Genomic DNA, 17,943 nt, shown 5'->3' with positions numbered 1-17,943 from the left:
CGCGGAACGGCTGTTTCAGACCTCGACGACCGGGTTCACCAGTTCGCCGATCCCCTCGATGTCGATTCGGACGGTGTCGCCGGGCTGGAGCGTGAACTGCTCCTCGGGGACGAGCGAGGTGCCCGTGAGCAGCACGCCCAGCTCCGGCACCGCGTTGTGCGCGCGCCAGTAGCGCGCCAGCTCTTCGCAGCTCCGGGCCATCTCCGCGGTCGAGGTGGCGTCGTCGAACACCGTCTCGCCGTCGCGCTCGATCCGCATCGACATGCCCAGGTCGTGCGGGTCGTCGACGCCCCCGGCGCCGACGACGCAGGGGCCGATCGCACAGCAGCGGTCGTACACCTTCGCCTGCGGGAGGTACAGCGGGTTCTCCCCCTCGATCGCGCGGCTGCTCACGTCGTTGCCGACGGTGTAGCCGACGATCTCGCCGTCGTACAGCACCAGCCCGAGTTCGGGTTCGGGGACGTTCCAGTCCGAGTCGCCCCGGACGCCGACGGCCTCGCGCGGGCCGACGGTCCGGCTCGGGGTGGCTTTGAAGAAGATCTCCGGGCGCTCGGCGTCGTACACGTCGAGGTACACGTCGGCCATCCCGCTCTCGGCCTCGCGGGCCTGCTCGCTGATCTCGTAGGTGACGCCGGCGGCCCACACCTCCTCGGCGCGGACCGGGCGCTCGAGGTCGACGACGGAGAACTCGACGACGGGCGCGTCGGCGAGCAGGTCGGCGGCGAGCGCGTCGACGCCGGTGTCGGCCACGTCGGCGGCCGCGGCGAGGTCGCGGAACGAGCGCAGTCGGGGTTTGACCGCGGTGAGGTCGTGGGCGCGGTCGCGGGCGACGACGAGCAGGTGCGCGTCGCCGTTGCGTTCGGTGCGGTAGTAGCGCATGCGGGACCTGCGGAGCGTGGTGGGCATAAATCTCCTGTCACCTGGACCGCGGCGTAAAGCGTTATCCCCCGACCGGCCCAACCCGGGGGTATGCCGAGCAGATCGAACCTCATCGACGGCGAGTGGATCGACGCCGAGAGCGGCGAGACGTTCGAGACGTACGACCCCGCAGACCCCGACGCGGTCGTCGGTACCTACCCGGAATCCGGCGCCGAGGACGCCGAGCGCGCCGTCGAGGCCGCGGCCGCCGCGAGCGACGAGTGGGGGTCGACCCCCAACCCGAAGCGCGGGCGCATCCTCTCGCGAGCGAGCCAGCTACTGGCCGACCGGAAGGAGGAACTGACCGAACTGCTGGTCCGCGAGGAGGGGAAGACCGAGGCGGAGGCCGGCGGCGAGGTCCAGCGCGCCATCGACATCTTCGACTACTACGGCGCGAAGGCCCGCGACATCGGCGGCGAGGTGAAGAGCGCCAGCGGCGGCGACACGGTGCTGCGGACCAAGCAGGAGCCCGTCGGCGTCGCCGCCCTGATCACGCCGTGGAACTACCCCATCGCCATCCCGGCGTGGAAGATCGCGCCCGCGCTGGCCGCCGGCACCACCGCGGTGATCAAGCCCGCGACGCTCGCGCCCGGCCCGACCCACGAGATCGCCGAGGCGCTCGACGAGGCCGGCCTGCCCGACGGCACGCTGAACGTCGTCACCGGCCCCGGCGGCGAGGTCGGCGACGCCGTCATCGGCCACGACGCCGTCGACGCCGTCTCGTTCACCGGGAGCACGGCGGTCGGGAACGCGGTGTACGACACGGCAACGGAGGACGGCAAGCGCGTCCAGCTGGAGATGGGCGGGAAGAACCCGACCGTCGTCTCCGACTCGGCGGACGTGGAGCAGGCCGCCCGCATCGTCTCGTGGGGCGCCTTCGGCGTGACGGGACAGGCCTGCACCGCCTGCTCCCGGGCGATCGTCTACGAGGACGTGTACGACGAGTTCGTCGACGCCATCGTCGAGCAGGCCGAGGGGATCGAGCCCGGCAACGGGCTGGACGGCGGCGACATGGGCCCGCAGGTCACCGCGGAGGAGCTGGAGAGCACGCTCGACTACGTCGAGGTCGGGCGGGCGGAGGGCGCGACCTCGAAACCGGCGGGAGCGCGCTCGACCGCGAGGGCCACTTCGTCGAGCCGACGGTGTTCTCGGACGTGGACCCGGAGAGCCGGATCGCTCAGGAGGAGATCTTCGGGCCCGTGCTGTCAGTGATCCCCGTGAGCAACTACGACGAGGCGCTCGCGGTGGCCAACGGCGTCGACTACGGGCTCTCCGCGGGCATCGTCACCGACGACCACACCGAGGCCAACAGCTTCGTCGACGACGTCGACGCCGGCGTCGTGAAGGTGAACCAGCAGACCACGGGCGTCGAACTCCACGTCCCCTTCGGCGGGATGAAGGCCTCCTCCAGCGAGACGTACCGCGAGCAGGGTGAGGCCGGGCTCGACTTCTACACCATCTCGAAGACGGTGTACGACAGCTACTGAGCCGGCGCCGCCGTCGCCGGCCGGCACAACCGTTTTGCCACGCGAGCGAGACCGCCAGCCATGGATATCCGGACGCTCGCCGACGAGTTCGACCGGCGGGACTGGCAGGAGATCGAGGCGACCGACGACCCGATTCGCTTCGCGATGATCGGCGTCGGCTGGTGGACCCGCGAGCAGGCGATGCCCGCCGTCGAGAGCGCCGACCTCTGCGAGACGACGGTGCTCGTCAGCGGCGACCGCGAGAAGGCCGAGCGCGTTGCGGCCGACTCAGAGACCGTCGAGCACGCGCTCACCTACGAGGAGTTCCACGACGGCGCGGCGAGCGACGCCTACGACGCCGTCTACGTGGTGACGCCCAACGCCCTCCACCTCCCCTACGTCGAGACCGCCGCCGAGATGGGGAAGGCGATCCTCTGTGAGAAGCCGATGGAGGCGACGATCGAGCGCGCCGAGGCGATGGTCGACGCCGTCGAGGAGCACGACGCGACGCTGATGATCGCCTACCGGATGCAGACCGAGCCCGCGATCCGGCGGGCGAAGGAGTTCGTCGACGACGGACTGATCGGCGAGCCGATCTTCGTCAACGGGAACATGACCGAGCCGATCCTCGACCTCGTGCCGGACCCCGACCAGTGGCGGCTCGACGGCGAGCTCTCGGGCGGCTGTGCGGTGATGGACATCGGGCTCTACCCGCTGAACACCGCGCGGTTCCTGCTCGACGCCGACCCCGAGCGCGTCCGGGGGAAAGTCGCCTCGGTGGCGCCGGAGTTCGACGACGTGCCCGACGAACACGCCGCGTTCCAGCTGGACTTCCCCGACAACGTGTTCGCGGTCTGTACCGCCAGCCAGAACGCCCACATGGCGAGCCACATCGAGGTGCTCGGCACCGAGGGGCGGGTGCGCGTCGAGCCGGCGTTCTACCCGTGGGACGACCGCGCGCTCACGGTCGAGCGCGGCGACACGAGTATCGACGTCGAGTTCGAGCAGATCGACCAGATGGAGGAGGAGTTCGAGTACTTCTCGCACTGCCTGCTCGCCGGCGACGAGCCCCACCCCGACGGCGAGCACGGGCTGACGGACATCCGGACGATCAAGGCGGTGTACGAGGCCAGCGACGCCGGCGAGACCGTCGAACTGTAGCCGCGGCCGACAGCGGAACGAGCTTCTCACGCCCGAACGGCCCAATTCCTTAAGTAGGAATGGGCGGCATCTCCGCCCATGGCCGACGACTACGCGATCGAGGGGATCGAGCTGACCGACGACCGCTATACGGTCGAGCAGGGGCTGATCCGCAACAAGTTCCGCGCGCTCGACGACGACGGGGACGTGGTGCTCCGCGGGAAACAGAAGATGCTGAAGCTGAAAGAGCAGTTCCCGTTCGTCGACGGCGACGACGAGGAGGTGTTCGAGGTGAACGCCGGGAGCATGCTCGACGTGGCCGGGGACTACACGCTGACCGACTCCCGGACCGACGAGGACGTGGTGGTGCTCGACAACGACTACTCGCTGCTGCAGGACACCTGGAAGATCCGCGACGCCGACACCGAGGCCAAGCTCGCGGAGATCAACTCCCGCGGCGCGCTCACGACGATGGCGCGGAACCTCCTCCCCCTCGGCGAGCTGATCCCCCACAAGTACGAGATCACCGACGCGACGGCGATCACGTCGGCGACATCGAGGGGCAGGTGTCGCTGCGGGACCGCTACGAGGTGACTGTCGACGACGCGAGCGACGTGCCGACCGAGCCGGTCGTCGCCGCGGCGATGGTGATCGACGCGATCCAGGACCACTGATCGCGGGGTCCTTCCAGCACGACGAGCCCGGCGTCAACGCTTTGGAACCCCCGGCCGAACCGGGCGGGCATGGTTCACTCGACGTGGGGTGACTGGTTCGTCCGCGAGGAGATCGAGGCGGCCGACCCCGGCGACGGCGTGATCGGCTGGTACCTCGGCTGTAACGGGTTCGTGCTGCGCTCGGCGTCGACGACGATCTACGTCGACCCGTACTTCGGCGACGGCGACCCGCCCAACATCGTCCGGATGATACCGGTGCCGATCGACCCCGCGGACGCGACCGACTGCGACGCCGTGCTCGCGACCCACGAGCACATCGACCACATGCACCCACCCTCCTACGGCCCGTTGGTCGAGGACCTCGGCGCGGACCTCTACGCGCCCGAGGCGTCCTACGAGTCGCCGGACTTCGAGGGCGCGATGCGGGCCCCCGACGACCGGCGGAACGTGATCGCGGAGGGTGAGGTGTTCGAGGTCGGCGACTTCACGGTCCACGTCCGCGGCGCGAACGACCCCGACGCGATCGAGCCCGTGAGCTACGTGATCGAACACGAGTCGGGGACGTTCTTCCACGCCGGGGACAGCCGACCGGCGCCGGGAGCGTTCCCGGGCGTCGCCGACGAGTTCGATATCGACGTTGGCGCGCTGGCGTTTGGCTCGGTCGGCGAGATCTACAAGTACGAGTCGGGCCGGGGCGAGCGGACGCGCTGGTACATGGACGAGAACCAGGTGGTCGAGGCGGCGAACCAGCTCGAACTCGACCGGCTGCTCCCGACCCACCACGACATGTGGCAGGGCGTCGGCGCCGACCCGAAGGTGCTGCACGAGCACGCCGCCTCCTTCCGCTACCCGCGGGTGCTGGAGGTGCCCCACGTTGGCTGTTCGTTCCGCCTCGACGAGCCGGGCCTGCGGCGGATGGGCGTGCTGGACGGTCGGTAGCGCGGTCGCCGACAGAACCCGTCGATGCCGAGGTGTTTTACCCCAGGCCCGCGCAGGGGACGGGCATGGCACCCAGTATCACGAGGATCGAGAGCCGGGAGTTCGAGTACCCGTTGGAGGACGTGGGCACCGACGAGCACGGGTTCAACCTGGTGTACGAGCCGGGCGAGACGACCTACCGCAAGCTGTTCGGCGTGAAGATCCACACCGACGAGGGGATCACCGGCGAGTACGTCGGCGGCAACTCCCCGGCGGCGGCGCAGTACAACATCATCGCGAAGTACCTGATCGGGAAGAACCCGCTCGAACGCGAGAAACACTGGTCGGAGATCAAGCGCGCGCTCCGGAAGTACGACCGGATGGGGATGGGCCCCATCGACATCGCGCTGTGGGACTTCGCGGGCAAGTACTACGACGCGCCGATCCACGAACTGCTGGGCACCTACCGCACGGAGATCCCGGCCTACGCGTCGACGTACCACGGCGACGACGCCGGCGGCCTCGACTCGCCGGCGGCGTTCGCGGACTTCGCGGAGGAGTGCCGGGACCAAGGGTTCGGCGGGTTCAAAATCCACGGCTGGGGCGGCGGCGACGGCTCCCGCGACCTCGATCGCGAAGTCGAGGCGGTCCACGCCGTCGGCGAGCGCGTCGGCGACGAGATGGACCTGATGCACGACCCCGCCTGCGAGCTGGAGACGTTCGCCGACGCGCTGGAACTCGGGAAGGCGTGTGACGAACAGGAGTTCTTCTGGTACGAGGACCCGTTCCGCGACGGCGGTATCTCCCAGCACGCCCACCGGAAGCTCTCCCAGAAGCTCGACACGCCGATCCTGCAGACCGAGCACGTCCGCGGGCTGGAGCTCAAGTCCGACTTCGCCGCCAACGACGCGACGGACTTCCTGCGGGCCGATCCGGAGTACGACGCGGGGATCACGGGCGCGATGAAGGTCGCCCGGGTCGCCGAGGCGTTCGGGCTGGACATCGAGTTCCACGCCCCCGGGCCGGCCCAGCGCCACTGCATCGCCGCCTGCCGCAACTCGAACTACTACGAGATGGCGCTCGTCCACCCGCACTGCCAGAACACCCAGCCGCCGGTGTACGAGGGCGACTACTCCGACATGATGGAGGCGGTCGAGGGCGGCACCGTCTCGGTTCCGGAGGGTCCGGGCCTCGGCGTCGACTACGACTGGGGGTACATCGAGGCGAACACGACCGGCGACGTGCACACCTACGAGTAGGTCCGCGACGGGGTCCAAACGCGGGTCCGCCGTCGACGCCACCGTCGGTCGATGTCGCGAGCCGAGAACCGCCGACGGATATATCGTTGTTTAGACGTAACTACGAACGTATGAGTTCTGAGAAGGTCATCGACCTGCTGCGCAAGGCGTACCAGGACGAGATGGAGACGGTGATGAACTACCAGACCAACGCGATCGTCCTCGACGGCGTCCGCGCCGAGGAGATCAAGGAGAGCCTCCAGACCGACATCCAGGAGGAGCTCGGCCACGCCGAACAGCTCGGCAACCGCCTCAAGCAGCTCGACGCCCGGCCGCCCAGCTCGGCCGACTTCGTCGCGCGGCAGGACTCCCTCCAGCCGCCGGAGGACTCGACGGACGTGCTCTCGGTGATCCGCGGGGTGCTCGACGCCGAGGAGGACGCGATCGACACCTACCGCGCGCTCATCGACGCCGCCGTCGCCGCCGACGACCCGGTGACCGAGGATCTCGCGGTGACGGTCCTCGCCGACGAGGAGGCCCACCGCACCGAGTTCCGCGGGTTCGAGAAGGAGTACCAGGACGACTGATCCCGGCTCTCGGGGGAGTAAGTCACTCGGAACCGGGTGGTTACTGCCCCGGGAACAGCAGCAGTCTGCCGACGACGAAGAGGAAGTACAGCCCCAGCAGGTAGCCGCCCTCCGTCCGCGTGAGCTCCCCGTCCTTCACGTACATCGTCCAGCCCAGTAGCCCGACGCCGACGAGGAGCTTGAACGGGAGGTCCCAGCGCACGACGACCGGCGGGACGTAGTACGTCGAGATCGCGCCGCCGAGCCCGATCCCCAGGAGCGTGTTGACGATGTTGCTGCCGACGAGCGTCCCCAGCGCGACGTGGGGCGACCGCCGGCGGATCGCGTCCGTGACGGTCGTCAGCTCCGGCAGCGCGGCGGCGACGCCGATGGTGACGACCCCGATCATCGAACCCCCGAGCGCCAGCATCTGGATGGTCGCCTGGATCGCCGACAGCACGAGCGAGGCGGCGAGCAACACCAGCACGAGCAGTCCCGCCGCCGCGAGCGCGTCCCGGCGCGGATCGGTGCTCGGCCGCTCGCGCAGGGTCTGCGTCCTGTCGCGCTGGCTGACGACGACCGCGACGTACGCCACGTAGAGGCCGAGCAGCGCCAGCCCGTCGAGCTGACTGATCGTGCCGTCCCAGGCGACCGCGAGCGCCACCGCGAAGCTGGCCAGCATCGGCAGGTAGCTCTCGCGGATCACCGCGGTCGAGAGCTTGAGGCGGCCGTAGCCGATCAGGAGCACGCCGACGAGGAGGAGCTGCTGGACCGTCGACGAGCCCGTGTTGCCGCCGATGACCACGGCCGAGGTCGTTTGGTAGTCGAGCAGGCCGGAGAGGATGCCCAGCGACGCGATCAGGTGGGAACTCAGCTCCGGCAGGCTCGTCCCCACCGCGAGGACGGTCATGCCGACCAGCACCTCGTTCGCGTCGTAGTACTCCGCGAGCGCCAGCACGCGGTCGATCGCGCGGCTCGCGGCGGTCACGAGCGTGTACAGCGCGACGGCGCCGACGGAGACCAGCGGCAGCAGCTCCCCGGATAGCTGCATCTCAGCGCTCGGCGAGCCAGGTGTCGTTCCAGGACCGCTCGTGGTCGGGTTCGAACGGCTGGGCGGTCCACACCGGACAGTTCTCACACTCCCAGATCCTCGAGACCGTTCCGTCGCGGGCGACGACGCCGACGGACGCCCAGGTGTGGCGCTCGCAGAGTTCCTCCGCGGACATGTGTGTGGAGCTATCGGTCGACGCCGAGAAAAGTGTACCCGCCGTAAGTTGCCGATCGGCTGACCGGGGAGCCAGCGTGATAGTTGTAACTGGTTCGGATAAATTTCGAGTGGGCGCTGCAGGATTTGAACCCGCGACAGCTTGGTCCGAAGCCAAGTACTCTGTCCAGGCTGAGCTAAGCGCCCTGTACCAGTTCGTACTGCCGACCCATAGTTAAGTCACTCGGTTCAGTCTGGTGGTTCCGGCGACGCCGTCGGCGTCGACGCCCACGGGTAATCACAAAGAATAATAACGCGTCAGATCATTTCCCAGTTATCCAATGACCCTCGGGCAGCCGACGCGTCGCGCGACTGGAGGCCTCGGTGCGGCTGTCCCTCCCTCCCTCGCGTGATGTACGACCTCCACCCCCATCTCGACGCGGAGGTCCAGCCCGGGACGAACATCCTCCTCACCGGCCCGCCGCTGGCTGGGAAACGGGCGCGCTGTCTCGACATCCTCGCCGCCGGCACCGAGCGGGGCGAGGGCTCGATCATCGTCACCACCAAGGACAGCGCCGACCGGATGCTGGAGCAGTTCGCCGAGCGGACGGGCTACGAGAGCCGGCCCGTCGCCGTCGTCGACTGCGTCACCAAACAGCAGGGCGACGAGGTGCCGGAACGCGACCGGGTGAAGTACGCCTCCTCGCCGGTGGACATGACCGGCATCGGGATCCAGCTCTCGGAGTTCCTGCAGGCGTTCTACAAGGACCGCAACATCGAGCGCAACCGCGTGATGCTCCACTCGCTGACGACGCTGCTGATGTACTCGGACCTCCAGACCGTGTTCCGCTTCCTCCACGTGTTCACCGGTCGCGTCCAGAGCGTCGACGGGCTCGGGCTCTACTGCATCGACGAGACCGCCCACGACCAGCAGACGCTCAACACCCTCAAGCAGCTGTTCGACGGCGTCGTCGAGCTGCAGGAGCAGGCCGACCCGGTCGTCCACCTCGCGGACGCCTGAGCCGACCCCTTTTGCCGGTGGCGCCCGAAGCGCCGGCCATGCCCATCACCGACGACGACGGCCTGCGCGACCTGCTCGACGCCGACACCATCGCGGTCGTCGGCTGCTCGACGACCGCGGGGAAGGCCGCCCACGACGTGCCGAAGTATCTGCAGTCCCAGGGGTACCGAATCGTCCCGATCAACCCCTTCGCCGACGAGATCCTGGGGGAGCGAGCGTACGACTCGCTCGCGGACGTGGAGCCGGAGATCGATCTCGTCGACGTGTTCCGACCCAGCGAGGAGGCGCCGGGGATCGTCGAGAGCGTGATCGACCGCCACGAGGCCCGCGACGACGCCGGCGCCGTCTGGCTCCAGCTCGGGATCGCGAACGACGAGGCCGCCGAACTGGCCGAGGCCGCCGGCCTCGAGTTCGTACAGGACCGCTGTCTCAAAGTCGAACACGACCGCCTGGTCGCGTCGGCCTGAGATCGACTGCGGTTCGGTTCTCACCCAGTCACGGCATCGGCTCCGAAACCGCGAACCGGAGGTCGCGGTCGCCCGCTCGCCGTGACTGGTCTCACTCTGCGTCGGCGATCGCGTCCTCGACGACCGTCCTCGCGGCTTCAGAGAGCGTCTCCACGTCCTCGCTCTCCGCGTATATCCGGAGGTACGGCTCCGTCCCGCTCGGCCGCACAAGCACCCACGAGGCGTCCGGCAGCTCCAGGCGGACGCCGTACTCGTCGTCGACGTTGGCCTCCGGGAACCGCTCCGGCAGCGTCTCGGCCAGTCGCGCCATCGCGTCGACCTTGGCGTCGTCCGCACAGGGGACGCTCACCTTCCGGTACGGTCGCTCCTGGATCGGCTCGCGGCGCTGTGCGAGCGGGATCTCGGCGACCAGCCGGGCCAGCACGGCCGCGGAGGCGACGCCGTCGATCCAGCCGCCGAAGCGCGTGTGGACGTGCTTCCACGGCTCGGCGGCGAACGCCACGTCGGCGCCGCCGGCGCGTGCGTCGGCGATGCCGTCGTGGAGGTAGCCCAGCGCGACGCGCTCGACGCGGCCGCCGGCGGCGCGGACGCGCTCGTCGATGCGCGCCGAGGCGTTCGGCGTCGTCACGACCGCCGGATCCTCGGAGTCCGCTGCGGCGACGTACTCCTCGGCCAGCATCGCGAGAACCGTGTCCTCGTGGACTACCTCGCCGTCGCCCGTGAGCACGACGATCCGGTCGGCGTCGCCGTCGTGGGCGATGCCGAGGTCGAACTCGCCGTCGCCCATGAACCGCATACAGTCCCCCAGCGTATCCTCGGTCGGCTTGCTCCCGCGGCCCGGGAAGTGGCCGTCGACGTTGCCGTTGAGCGTGACGACCTCCGCCCCGAGCTCGCGGAGCACCTGCGGCGTCGCCAGCGCCGCCATCCCGTTGCCGCAGTCGACGACGACCCGGAGCCCGTCGAGGTCGGCGCCGAACTGCCGGGCGAACGCGACGACTGCCTCGCGGTAGTCGTCGAGCACCGCTGCGCCCTCGCGGCTGCCCCACGCGTCCCAGTGGGTCGGCTCCGTGCCCGCCTCGATCCGGCCCTCGATACGGGCCTCGGCCTCGCCGCTGTACTCCACGCCGTCCTCGAACAGCTTGATGCCGTTGTCCGCCGGCGGGTTGTGGGAGGCCGTGAGCGCGACGCCGTAGCGACCCTGGCTGGCGTACGCTAGCGCTGGCGTCGGCGCCTGCCCGATCTCGACCACGTCCGCGCCGGCCGAGGCGAGCCCGGACGCCATCGCGTCGACCAGCGCCTGCCCCGTCTCGCGACCGTCGCGGGCGACGACGAACTCGACCGACTCGTCCGATCCCGCCCGTTCCAGCGCGTCCTCGGCCGCCGCCTGCCCCACGCGCAGGGCCAGCGACGGCGTCACCCGCTCGCGGGCGTCGCCGCGGATCCCCGCCGTTCCGAACAGTTCCATGGTCGGGCACTCGGCGTGGGGCTACTTTGCCTGCCCGGTTCCGGGCCGGGGCTCGACACCGAAGTTAAGTGTCGCTCAGCCGATCCACCGACCATGAGCGACGAGCACGTGCGGGCACACGTCCACGTCAGCGGAACGGTACAGGGCGTCGGCTACCGGGCCAACACCGAGGAGACCGCCACCCGCCGCGGGGTGGACGGGTGGGTCCGCAACCTGGACGACGGCCGCGTGGAGGCGGTGTTCGAGGGTGACCCGCGATCGGTGGAGTCGATGATCGGCTGGTGTCACACCGGGAGCCCGCGCGCCAGCGTCGACGGCGTCGCGGTGGCGTACGAGGAGCCACGGGAGCTCGACGGGTTCGAGGTGCGCTGGTGAGGGTGACAGACGCCGGCTCCCCCGCCGCGTTCGCCGCAGTCGGAACGACTTAGCCACGGGGGAGCGACGCTCACTGTGATGCGACACGCACGCTTCCGAGACCCCAGCGGCGCGGTACGAGACGGCGAGTGGCACGGCGACTCCGTCAGCTTCGCCGGCGAGGAGTACGACCTCGACGAGGTCGACCTGCTCGCCCCCAGCGAGCCGAGCAAGGTCGTCTGCGTCGGGCGCAACTACGTCGCCCACGCCGAGGAGCACGACGCCGACGTGCCGGACCGGCCGCTCCTGTTCCTGAAGGGGCCGAACACCGTCGCGGGCCACGGCGACACCGTGACGCTCCCCGCGGGGAAGGAGCGCGTCGAGTGGGAGGCCGAACTCGGCGTCGTCATCGGGAAGCAGGCCAAGCACGTCGACGCCGACGAGGCGATGGAGTACGTCGCGGGCTACACCTGCGTCGACGACGTGTCGAACCGCGACGACCAGCGCAGCGAGTCCCAGTGGGTCCGCGGCAAGGCGTTCGACGGCGCGGCGCCCATCGGCCCCTGCGTCGCCGACCCCGAGCACGTCCCCGACGACGCGACGATCCAGACCCGGGTGAACGGCGAGGTGAAGCAGGACGCCACCATCGACCAGATGGTGTTCGACGTGCCGGCGCTGATCGAGGAGGCGACCCAGTACATGACGCTCGAACCCGGCGACGTGATCGCCACCGGCACCCCCGAGGGCGTCGGCCCGTTCGAGGACGGCGACACGGTCGAGATCGAGGTCGAGGGCGTCGGCGTCCTCGAGCACGAGGTCACTCGGTGAGCGGGGATCCGGCGACCGACCCGAACGACGGTCCGGCGGGCGACGCAGACGGTGGGCGGACGGGCGGCGCGATCGTCCGCGTCTGGCACGGCTGGACGGAGCCCGAGGACGCCGACGAGTACGAACGGTTCCTCGTCGACCCCGACGACGGACTGCTGGAGAATCTCTCCGGCGACGGCTATCGCGGCTACGACCTGCTGCGCAGGGAGGCCGGCGACGAGGTCGAGTTCGTCACCCAGATCCGGTTTGCGGACTACGACGCCGTCGCCGCGTTCGCTGGCGAGAACTACGAGCGGGCGCACGTGCCCGAGGAAGCCCGCGAGCTACTCGCTCGCTGGGACGAGGCGGCGACACACTACGACCACCGCGCGAGCGAGCGCCGCTGAGTCGGCGGCGACGCCCGGCTCCGAGAACTACTTGCCGTACGTCAGCCGCTGCACGGCGGCGTTCAGGCGGCCGGTGACCTTCCCCATCCACGCGACCGGGGAGATCCGACGCATCGACGACTCGTCGACCTCGATGCGCTCCTCGCCGAACGGGTCACGCTTCGGCCCCTCGCCGTCGGCGTTGACGGCGTCGACGACGGTGGTCATCGAACAGCGCCCGCAAGCTTCCGTCGGCTGTTCGTCGCTCATGAGGGTGTGTTACGGGTCCACAGTGATAGATGTGCCGGCGCCGGCCACGCGACGGGTTTTTGCGCGACCGTGTGCCACAGTCGACCATGAGACGCCGAACCGCGACGGGCGACCGCGACCGGGATCTCGGGGGGCGCCGATGACCGAGGCCGACGCGCGGGACCCGGAGGAGCTCCCCCAGGAGGTCCGCGAGGAGGTGCCGACCTGGGACGACGAGTACTTCGACCGGGTGAGCGACCGGCTGATGTTCAGCTACGACCTCGAACGCGACTACCGCGTCGCGGGCGAGCCGTTCGACCTGTACGGCGAGTTCCGGGTACGCACCCAGAAGCAGTTCTTCCACCCCGCGCTGAGCTACGCCGACCACGACCGCGCGGAGTACCTGTTCGCCCGCCGGAGCGCCCGTCCGACCGTCGCCGACCTGGAGTCGCTGGTCGAGCTGGGCCACGAGCTCGCCGACGACTGGATCGTCCCGAGCGAGGAGCACTTCGGGACGGAGTTCACGTTCGTCGTCGTCGCCGACGAGCTCACCGACTCGGTCCGGGAGTTCGTCGAGGGGTTCCGCGAGCGGGAGCTACTGGCGTACGGCTACTACGGCCACTACGAGATCAACCTCGTCGTCGTCGCTCCCGAGAGCGAGACCGCTATCGCGAGCACCGAGGCCGACACCGCCGAGGCGTTCGCGCTCTGGGGCGACGTCGAGCGCCCGAGCGAGAGCTTCCTCTCGCGGTTCGCCAAGCGGTTCTGGACGTAGCTGTCGCTGGCTCGTTTCTGCGGAGGGAAGGTAATGGGGACCGTGACGGTGCGGCCACGCGTCGTGGCCGACCGGCGTCGCAGCGTCCGTCGCCGCCGAGACCGCGTGTCGGCGGCGGTCAGTCGTCGCGCGATCCGGAGTGACGATCAGCCGTCACTCGGTCCGACAGGGTGACGATGCCGATCAGTCGTCACTCGGTTCCGGCGTCGCACCGCTGCCGCCGCGGACGTTGCTGATGTTGTCGTAGCCGATCTTGACCAGCGAGAGCGCCAGGTACATCAGCACCAGCGCCAGCACGATCCGGACCGACGCGGAGATCTGGGCACCGAGCCCGCTCGCGCCGCCCATGATCAGCTGGTCGTACAGCTGCTCTTTGAACGCGACCCAAGAGATGCCGAGGATGGTGATGGACACCATCAGCACCATCGGGACGCCGGTGGAGACCAGCTGTTTGGACTCGTCCCAGTTGGCGAGCCAGACGGTCGCGGTCAGCAGCGCCAGCGCGGCCAGCAGCTGGTTCGCGCCGCCGAACAGCGTCCACAGCGTCGCCCACTCGCCCGAGATGACCAGCACGTAGCCGAGGCCACACTGGATGATCGGGTTCGTGTACCGACCGCGGGCGAAGGAGTCGAGATCGCCGGAGAGCCCGGTGTCCGTACCGCTGCCGGGCGTGCCGATGATCTCCTCCATCATGTACCGACCGAGTCGGGCGGCCGTGTCAGTCGACGTGAGCAGGAAGCTCACGAGCACGAGCGCCATGAACGGCGCGCCGAAGCTGGCGGGGATCCCCAGACTGGTGAGGATGATCCCGCCGCCGCTCGCGAAGTTCGGCAGCGCCCCGCCGATGCCACCGCCGGCTGCCGCTTCGGCGCCGCCGGCGACCGCGAGCGTCGAGAGCGCGACCGCGGCGAGCAGCCCCTCGCCGAGCATCCCGCCGTAGCCGATCAGGCGGGCGTCGCTCTCCTTGTTGAGCTGTTTGGCTGTCGTCCCGGAGGAGACCAGCGAGTGGAACCCGCTGATCGTCCCGCAGGCGATCGTCACGAACAGCATCGGGAACAGTGGGAACGGCGAGACCGCTGGCACGCCGAGGAACCCTTCGAACGCGGCGATGCTGTCGGCGACCACCAGCGGCTGGCTGGCCGTGCCGAGCAGCGTGCCGGCGATGATCGCGATCAGCGCGCCGCCGACCCCCGCGTACAGGAGGAACGACGACAGGTAGTCACGCGGCTGGAGCAGCGTCCACACGGGGAGCGCGCTCGCGACCGCCGCGTAGATCAGGATCGTCGGCACCCAGGCCGCGACGTTCGGGGTCAGGATCGCGCTGGCCTCGAGCGTCGCGCCGGGGAGCCACGCCCCGTTGCCGAGGAAGCCGAGCAGGACGATCGTCCCCTCGGGGTAGGCGCCGGCCTCGACGGCCGGGAACAGCGCGATGGGGTTGTTGATACCGAACCAGACGCCCGCGAACACGCCCGCGACGAACACGACCGTCCCGGGGATGAACGGACCGTCGAGTTGGTACAGGTAGAACCCGAACACCACGGCGAGCGCGATGTACACGAAGCTCGCGGTGGCCGCCGAGGGGAACGCGTTCAGCACGATCCCGACGACGAGCGCGAACACCGCGACGACGAGGATGATGGTGAGGAACGCGAACCACAGCAGCAGGTTCTTCCCGCGTTCACCCACGTACTCGCCGATGATGTAGCCGATCGACTTCCCCTCGTGCCGCATCGATCCGGACAGCGAGACGAAGTCGTGGACGGCGCCCATCAGGGGGTTCCCGATGGCCACCCACGCGAGCGCGGGGACCCAGCCCCAGATGGCGCCGGCCGTGATCGGACCGACGATCGGCGCGCCGCCCGCGATGCTCGAGAAGTGGTGCCCGAGCAGCACTGGTTTCTTCGATGGAACGTACTCCTGCCCGTCTTCGTACTTGTGGGCCGGTGTCTCACGCGAGTCGTCGAGGTCGACGAACTGCGAGAGGTACTTCGAGTACCCGACGTACCCGACGGAGAACGTGATCAACACCGCCGCCACGATCCAAATTACCTGAGTCATTGTGTCACGTACCTTCGTGATAGAGATTGGTGTGCAGGACTTAAGCGTTGGCCAATCGTTACGGGTGGACCGGTCGATGTGAAAAAGATACGGCGCTCAGCGGCCACCGATCAGACGAACGTCGGCTCCTCGACGCCGACGGACACGTCGAGTTCGGCGGCCACGTCGGCCAGGAGATCCCCCCGGATCTCCCGGGTACGGGTCTCGATCTCCGCCAGCAGCGGCGGGGCGAGCGAGTCGCGGACCTGATCCAGCCGGTCGGTCTCCGTCTCGATCCGGTCGCGGAGGTAGCGCGCGCCGCGGCCGTTCTCGTCGTCGTCGGGCGCGGGCGTGAGCTTGTTCGCGATCAGCCCGTCGACGCCGAGCCCCTCGGCGTCCATGTCGTCGATGGCGCGCGCGGTCTCGTTGACGGAGAGCTGGTCGGGGTTCAACACGAGGAAGAACGCCGCGTCGTTCCGGAGCGCGCCGCCCGCGAACTCGAAGAACTCCTTGCGGTCCTGCAGCCGTTCGAGCACGGGGTCGCCCTCCATCACCCGCCGGGGCTCGTTCTGCCCGATGGCGGCCTTCTCGAACAGGTCGATGCTCTGGCGGCGCTTGTACATCAGGCGGTCGACCCAGTCCTCGAGGAACTCCGGGAGCCCGAGCAGGCGCAGCGTCGACCCCGTGGGCGCGGTGTCGAACACCACGCGGTCGTACGGGTCGCTCTCCTTCATCACGTCGACGAAGCGGTCGAACAGCGCCGACTCGTAGGCCCCCGGCGTCTGGTGGGCCATCTCGAGCTGTTTGTTGATCTCGTTGACCATCGACGCCGACACCTGGTCGGAGAGCCGGTTGCGGATCTCGTCGAGGTGGGCGGTCACCTCCTCGTCGGGGTCGATCTCCAGCGCGTCGAGCCCGTCGACGCCCTCGACGGGCTCGGGGGCGTCGCCGAACTCCTGGTCGAACACGTCTGAGACGGAGTGGGCTGGGTCGGTCGAGACCACGAGCGTGTCGACGCCCGCGTCGGCGCACTTGCGGGCGTACGCACACGAGACGGTGGTCTTGCCGACGCCGCCCTTCCCGCCGAAGAACACGAACGGCTCCATCAGAAGTGGTACTGCTGGCCCTTGCGCTCGATCATCGTGTCCCGGTCCCAGAGTCGCCGCTCCCACGCCTCGAACTCGTCTTCGAGGTAGGGGAGGATCTCGGCGGTGTAGTACGACACCGGCGAGGGGATGCCGAAGGCGTCCGGGAAGCAGGCGAGCATGAACGCGTCCTCCAGGTCCTCGGCCTCCTTCTCGATCTTCTCGTAGGCCGGGTGGCTGATCATCCCGTGGTACAGCCCCCTGAGCCACTCCTCGAGGCTGTCGAGGTAGGCGTCGATCCGTTCGGAGAGATCCATCGTGCCGATGGTACGAGTTCACGCGGTAAAAGCTGTCGTCGGCGCGGCTGCGGGGTCGGCCGCCGGCGGCGCCAGCCGCTGCCGGGAGGTTGAAAAGCGAGTGGCACCCACCCACACGCATGAACGATCGCATCCCGGTCACGGTGCTCTCGGGGAGCCTCGGCGCCGGGAAGACCACGCTGCTGAACCACCTGTTGCAGAACGCCGGCGACCGCGACATCGCCGTCCTCGTCAACGACATGGGCGACGTGAACGTCGACGCCGAGCTCGTCGCCGAGGGGTCCGAAACCGACGTGACCGGCGGCGTCGAGGAGCTTTCGAACGGCTGCATCTGCTGTGAGCTCCAGGACGACCTCGAGACCGCCGTGGTCCGGCTCGCCCGCGAGCGCGAGTTCGACCACCTCGTGGTGGAGTCCTCGGGCATCTCCGAACCAGCGCCGGTCGCGCGGCTGTTCACGACCGAGTCCGCCGCCGCAGCCCGGTATCGCGTCAACGGGCTGGTGACCGTCGTCGACGCCCGGCTGTTCGTCGACACGTTCGGCGGCGACGGCACGCCCGAGCGGACGGCCGCCGAGGAGGACGACCGCCCGCTGTCGGACCTGCTGGTCGAGCAGATCGAGGTGTCGAACGCGGTCGTGCTGAACAAATCCGACCTCTGCACCGACGACGAACTCGACGAGGCCGAGGCGCTCGTCGCGGCGCTCCAGCCCGACGCCGACACCGTCCGCACCTCCTTCTCCGAGGTCGACCCGGGGTGGCTGCTCGACACCGAACGGTTCGAGGAGGGCGAGGTCAGCGACCTCCCGGGCTGGAAGCGGGCGCTGGCGGACGCGGGCCACGGGCACGGCGACCACGG

19 protein-coding genes, 1 tRNA gene and 2 pseudogenes are annotated in these 17,943 nt (G+C 69.4%); 13 read left to right on the top strand and 9 right to left on the bottom strand.

Going from position 1 to position 17,943, the window contains the following annotated elements:
• Window positions 1-15: 15 nt before the first annotated feature.
• The gene (locus ACP95_RS04085; RefSeq protein WP_049979983.1) at window positions 16-879 is read right to left on the bottom strand and encodes a fumarylacetoacetate hydrolase family protein; all 864 of its coding nucleotides are present in this window, start codon (window positions 877-879) and stop codon (window positions 16-18) included.
• A 90-nt stretch (window positions 880-969) separates the two neighbouring features.
• Here ACP95_RS04085 and xacF point away from each other — a divergent pair.
• The 6 genes and pseudogenes from xacF to ACP95_RS04055 all read left to right on the top strand — a co-directional run bounded on the left by xacF (window position 970) and on the right by ACP95_RS04055 (window position 6,941).
• Window positions 970-2,405: pseudogene (gene xacF, locus ACP95_RS04080) on the top strand (2,5-dioxovalerate dehydrogenase).
• Between the two features lie 60 nt (window positions 2,406-2,465).
• Window positions 2,466-3,545 carry a D-xylose 1-dehydrogenase Gfo6 gene (gfo6, locus tag ACP95_RS04075; RefSeq protein WP_049979982.1) on the top strand — a complete coding sequence of 360 codons (1,080 nt, stop codon included), beginning with the start codon at window positions 2,466-2,468 and terminating at the stop codon, window positions 3,543-3,545.
• Between the two features lie 78 nt (window positions 3,546-3,623).
• Window positions 3,624-4,198, top strand: a pseudogene (locus ACP95_RS04070) (LURP-one-related/scramblase family protein).
• A gap of 69 nt (window positions 4,199-4,267) precedes the next feature.
• Window positions 4,268-5,137 carry an MBL fold metallo-hydrolase gene (locus tag ACP95_RS04065; protein WP_049979981.1) on the top strand — a complete coding sequence of 290 codons (870 nt, stop codon included), beginning with the start codon at window positions 4,268-4,270 and terminating at the stop codon, window positions 5,135-5,137.
• 65 nt (window positions 5,138-5,202) lie between these two features.
• Window positions 5,203-6,375, top strand: coding sequence for a mandelate racemase family protein (locus ACP95_RS04060; protein ID WP_049979980.1), 1,173 nt, complete (start codon window positions 5,203-5,205; stop codon window positions 6,373-6,375).
• 110 nt (window positions 6,376-6,485) lie between these two features.
• A complete protein-coding gene (locus ACP95_RS04055; protein WP_049979979.1) occupies window positions 6,486-6,941 on the top strand; it encodes a ferritin-like domain-containing protein in 456 nt (151 codons plus the stop codon).
• Between the two features lie 40 nt (window positions 6,942-6,981).
• On the opposite strand, the gene ACP95_RS04050 is transcribed toward ACP95_RS04055, so the two are convergent.
• The 3 genes from ACP95_RS04050 to ACP95_RS04045 form a co-directional block, all read right to left on the bottom strand.
• Window positions 6,982-7,971 (bottom strand): sodium:calcium antiporter, encoded by a 990-nt coding sequence (locus tag ACP95_RS04050; RefSeq protein WP_049979978.1) that lies wholly within the window; start codon window positions 7,969-7,971, stop codon window positions 6,982-6,984.
• Window position 7,972: 1 nt separating this feature from the next.
• The gene (locus tag ACP95_RS15555) at window positions 7,973-8,146 is read right to left on the bottom strand and encodes a hypothetical protein (RefSeq protein WP_154018430.1); all 174 of its coding nucleotides are present in this window, start codon (window positions 8,144-8,146) and stop codon (window positions 7,973-7,975) included.
• Between the two features lie 110 nt (window positions 8,147-8,256).
• Window positions 8,257-8,331 (bottom strand) — tRNA-Arg (locus tag ACP95_RS04045).
• A 205-nt stretch (window positions 8,332-8,536) separates the two neighbouring features.
• Between ACP95_RS04045 and ACP95_RS04040 the strand changes: the two genes are divergently transcribed.
• Both ACP95_RS04040 and ACP95_RS04035 read left to right on the top strand, forming a co-directional pair.
• On the top strand, window positions 8,537-9,145 hold the full coding sequence (locus ACP95_RS04040; protein ID WP_049979977.1) for an RAD55 family ATPase: 609 nt from the start codon (window positions 8,537-8,539) through the stop codon (window positions 9,143-9,145).
• Between the two features lie 38 nt (window positions 9,146-9,183).
• A complete protein-coding gene (locus ACP95_RS04035) occupies window positions 9,184-9,612 on the top strand; it encodes a CoA-binding protein (protein WP_049979976.1) in 429 nt (142 codons plus the stop codon).
• A 91-nt stretch (window positions 9,613-9,703) separates the two neighbouring features.
• Here ACP95_RS04035 and ACP95_RS04030 read toward each other — a convergent pair whose 3' ends face one another.
• A complete protein-coding gene (locus ACP95_RS04030; protein ID WP_049979975.1) occupies window positions 9,704-11,077 on the bottom strand; it encodes a phosphomannomutase in 1,374 nt (457 codons plus the stop codon).
• Window positions 11,078-11,170: 93 nt separating this feature from the next.
• Here ACP95_RS04030 and ACP95_RS04025 point away from each other — a divergent pair, with 93 nt between their 5' ends.
• The 3 genes from ACP95_RS04025 (at window position 11,171) to ACP95_RS04015 (ending at window position 12,645) form a co-directional block, all read left to right on the top strand.
• Window positions 11,171-11,452: an acylphosphatase gene (locus ACP95_RS04025; protein ID WP_049979974.1), complete on the top strand. Its 282-nt coding sequence runs from the start codon at window positions 11,171-11,173 to the stop codon at window positions 11,450-11,452.
• Between the two features lie 78 nt (window positions 11,453-11,530).
• Complete coding sequence (locus ACP95_RS04020; RefSeq protein WP_049979973.1) at window positions 11,531-12,259, top strand: fumarylacetoacetate hydrolase family protein; 729 nt, start codon at window positions 11,531-11,533, stop codon at window positions 12,257-12,259.
• Window positions 12,256-12,645 (top strand): antibiotic biosynthesis monooxygenase, encoded by a 390-nt coding sequence (locus ACP95_RS04015; protein ID WP_237560397.1) that lies wholly within the window; start codon window positions 12,256-12,258, stop codon window positions 12,643-12,645. The genes ACP95_RS04020 and ACP95_RS04015 overlap by 4 nt, the downstream gene beginning before the upstream one ends.
• A 27-nt stretch (window positions 12,646-12,672) precedes the next feature.
• On the opposite strand, the gene ACP95_RS04010 is transcribed toward ACP95_RS04015, so the two are convergent.
• Window positions 12,673-12,894, bottom strand: coding sequence for a hypothetical protein (locus ACP95_RS04010; protein ID WP_049979972.1), 222 nt, complete (start codon window positions 12,892-12,894; stop codon window positions 12,673-12,675).
• Window positions 12,895-13,033: 139 nt separating this feature from the next.
• Here ACP95_RS04010 and ACP95_RS04005 point away from each other — a divergent pair, with 139 nt between their 5' ends.
• Complete coding sequence (locus tag ACP95_RS04005) at window positions 13,034-13,648, top strand: hypothetical protein (RefSeq protein ID WP_049979971.1); 615 nt, start codon at window positions 13,034-13,036, stop codon at window positions 13,646-13,648.
• Window positions 13,649-13,831: 183 nt separating this feature from the next.
• Here ACP95_RS04005 and ACP95_RS04000 read toward each other — a convergent pair whose 3' ends face one another.
• From ACP95_RS04000 to ACP95_RS03990, 3 genes are all read right to left on the bottom strand, one after another.
• Window positions 13,832-15,706: a carbon starvation CstA family protein gene (locus tag ACP95_RS04000; RefSeq protein ID WP_049979970.1), complete on the bottom strand. Its 1,875-nt coding sequence runs from the start codon at window positions 15,704-15,706 to the stop codon at window positions 13,832-13,834.
• A gap of 110 nt (window positions 15,707-15,816) precedes the next feature.
• The gene (locus tag ACP95_RS03995) at window positions 15,817-16,791 is read right to left on the bottom strand and encodes an ArsA family ATPase (RefSeq protein ID WP_049979969.1); all 975 of its coding nucleotides are present in this window, start codon (window positions 16,789-16,791) and stop codon (window positions 15,817-15,819) included.
• Window positions 16,791-17,087 carry a hypothetical protein gene (locus ACP95_RS03990; protein ID WP_049979968.1) on the bottom strand — a complete coding sequence of 99 codons (297 nt, stop codon included), beginning with the start codon at window positions 17,085-17,087 and terminating at the stop codon, window positions 16,791-16,793. The genes ACP95_RS03995 and ACP95_RS03990 overlap by 1 nt, the downstream gene beginning before the upstream one ends.
• Before the next feature lie 119 nt (window positions 17,088-17,206).
• On the opposite strand from ACP95_RS03990, the gene ACP95_RS03985 reads away from it, so the two are divergent.
• On the top strand, window positions 17,207-17,943 hold a 737-nt coding region (locus tag ACP95_RS03985), incomplete at its 3' end, for a CobW family GTP-binding protein (RefSeq protein WP_161782046.1).

Origin of the sequence: Halolamina rubra (assembly GCF_000739555.1) — an archaeon.
GTDB classification, from domain to species: domain Archaea; phylum Halobacteriota; class Halobacteria; order Halobacteriales; family Haloferacaceae; genus Halolamina; species Halolamina rubra.
This window is presented reverse-complemented; position numbering and strand designations above follow the sequence as displayed.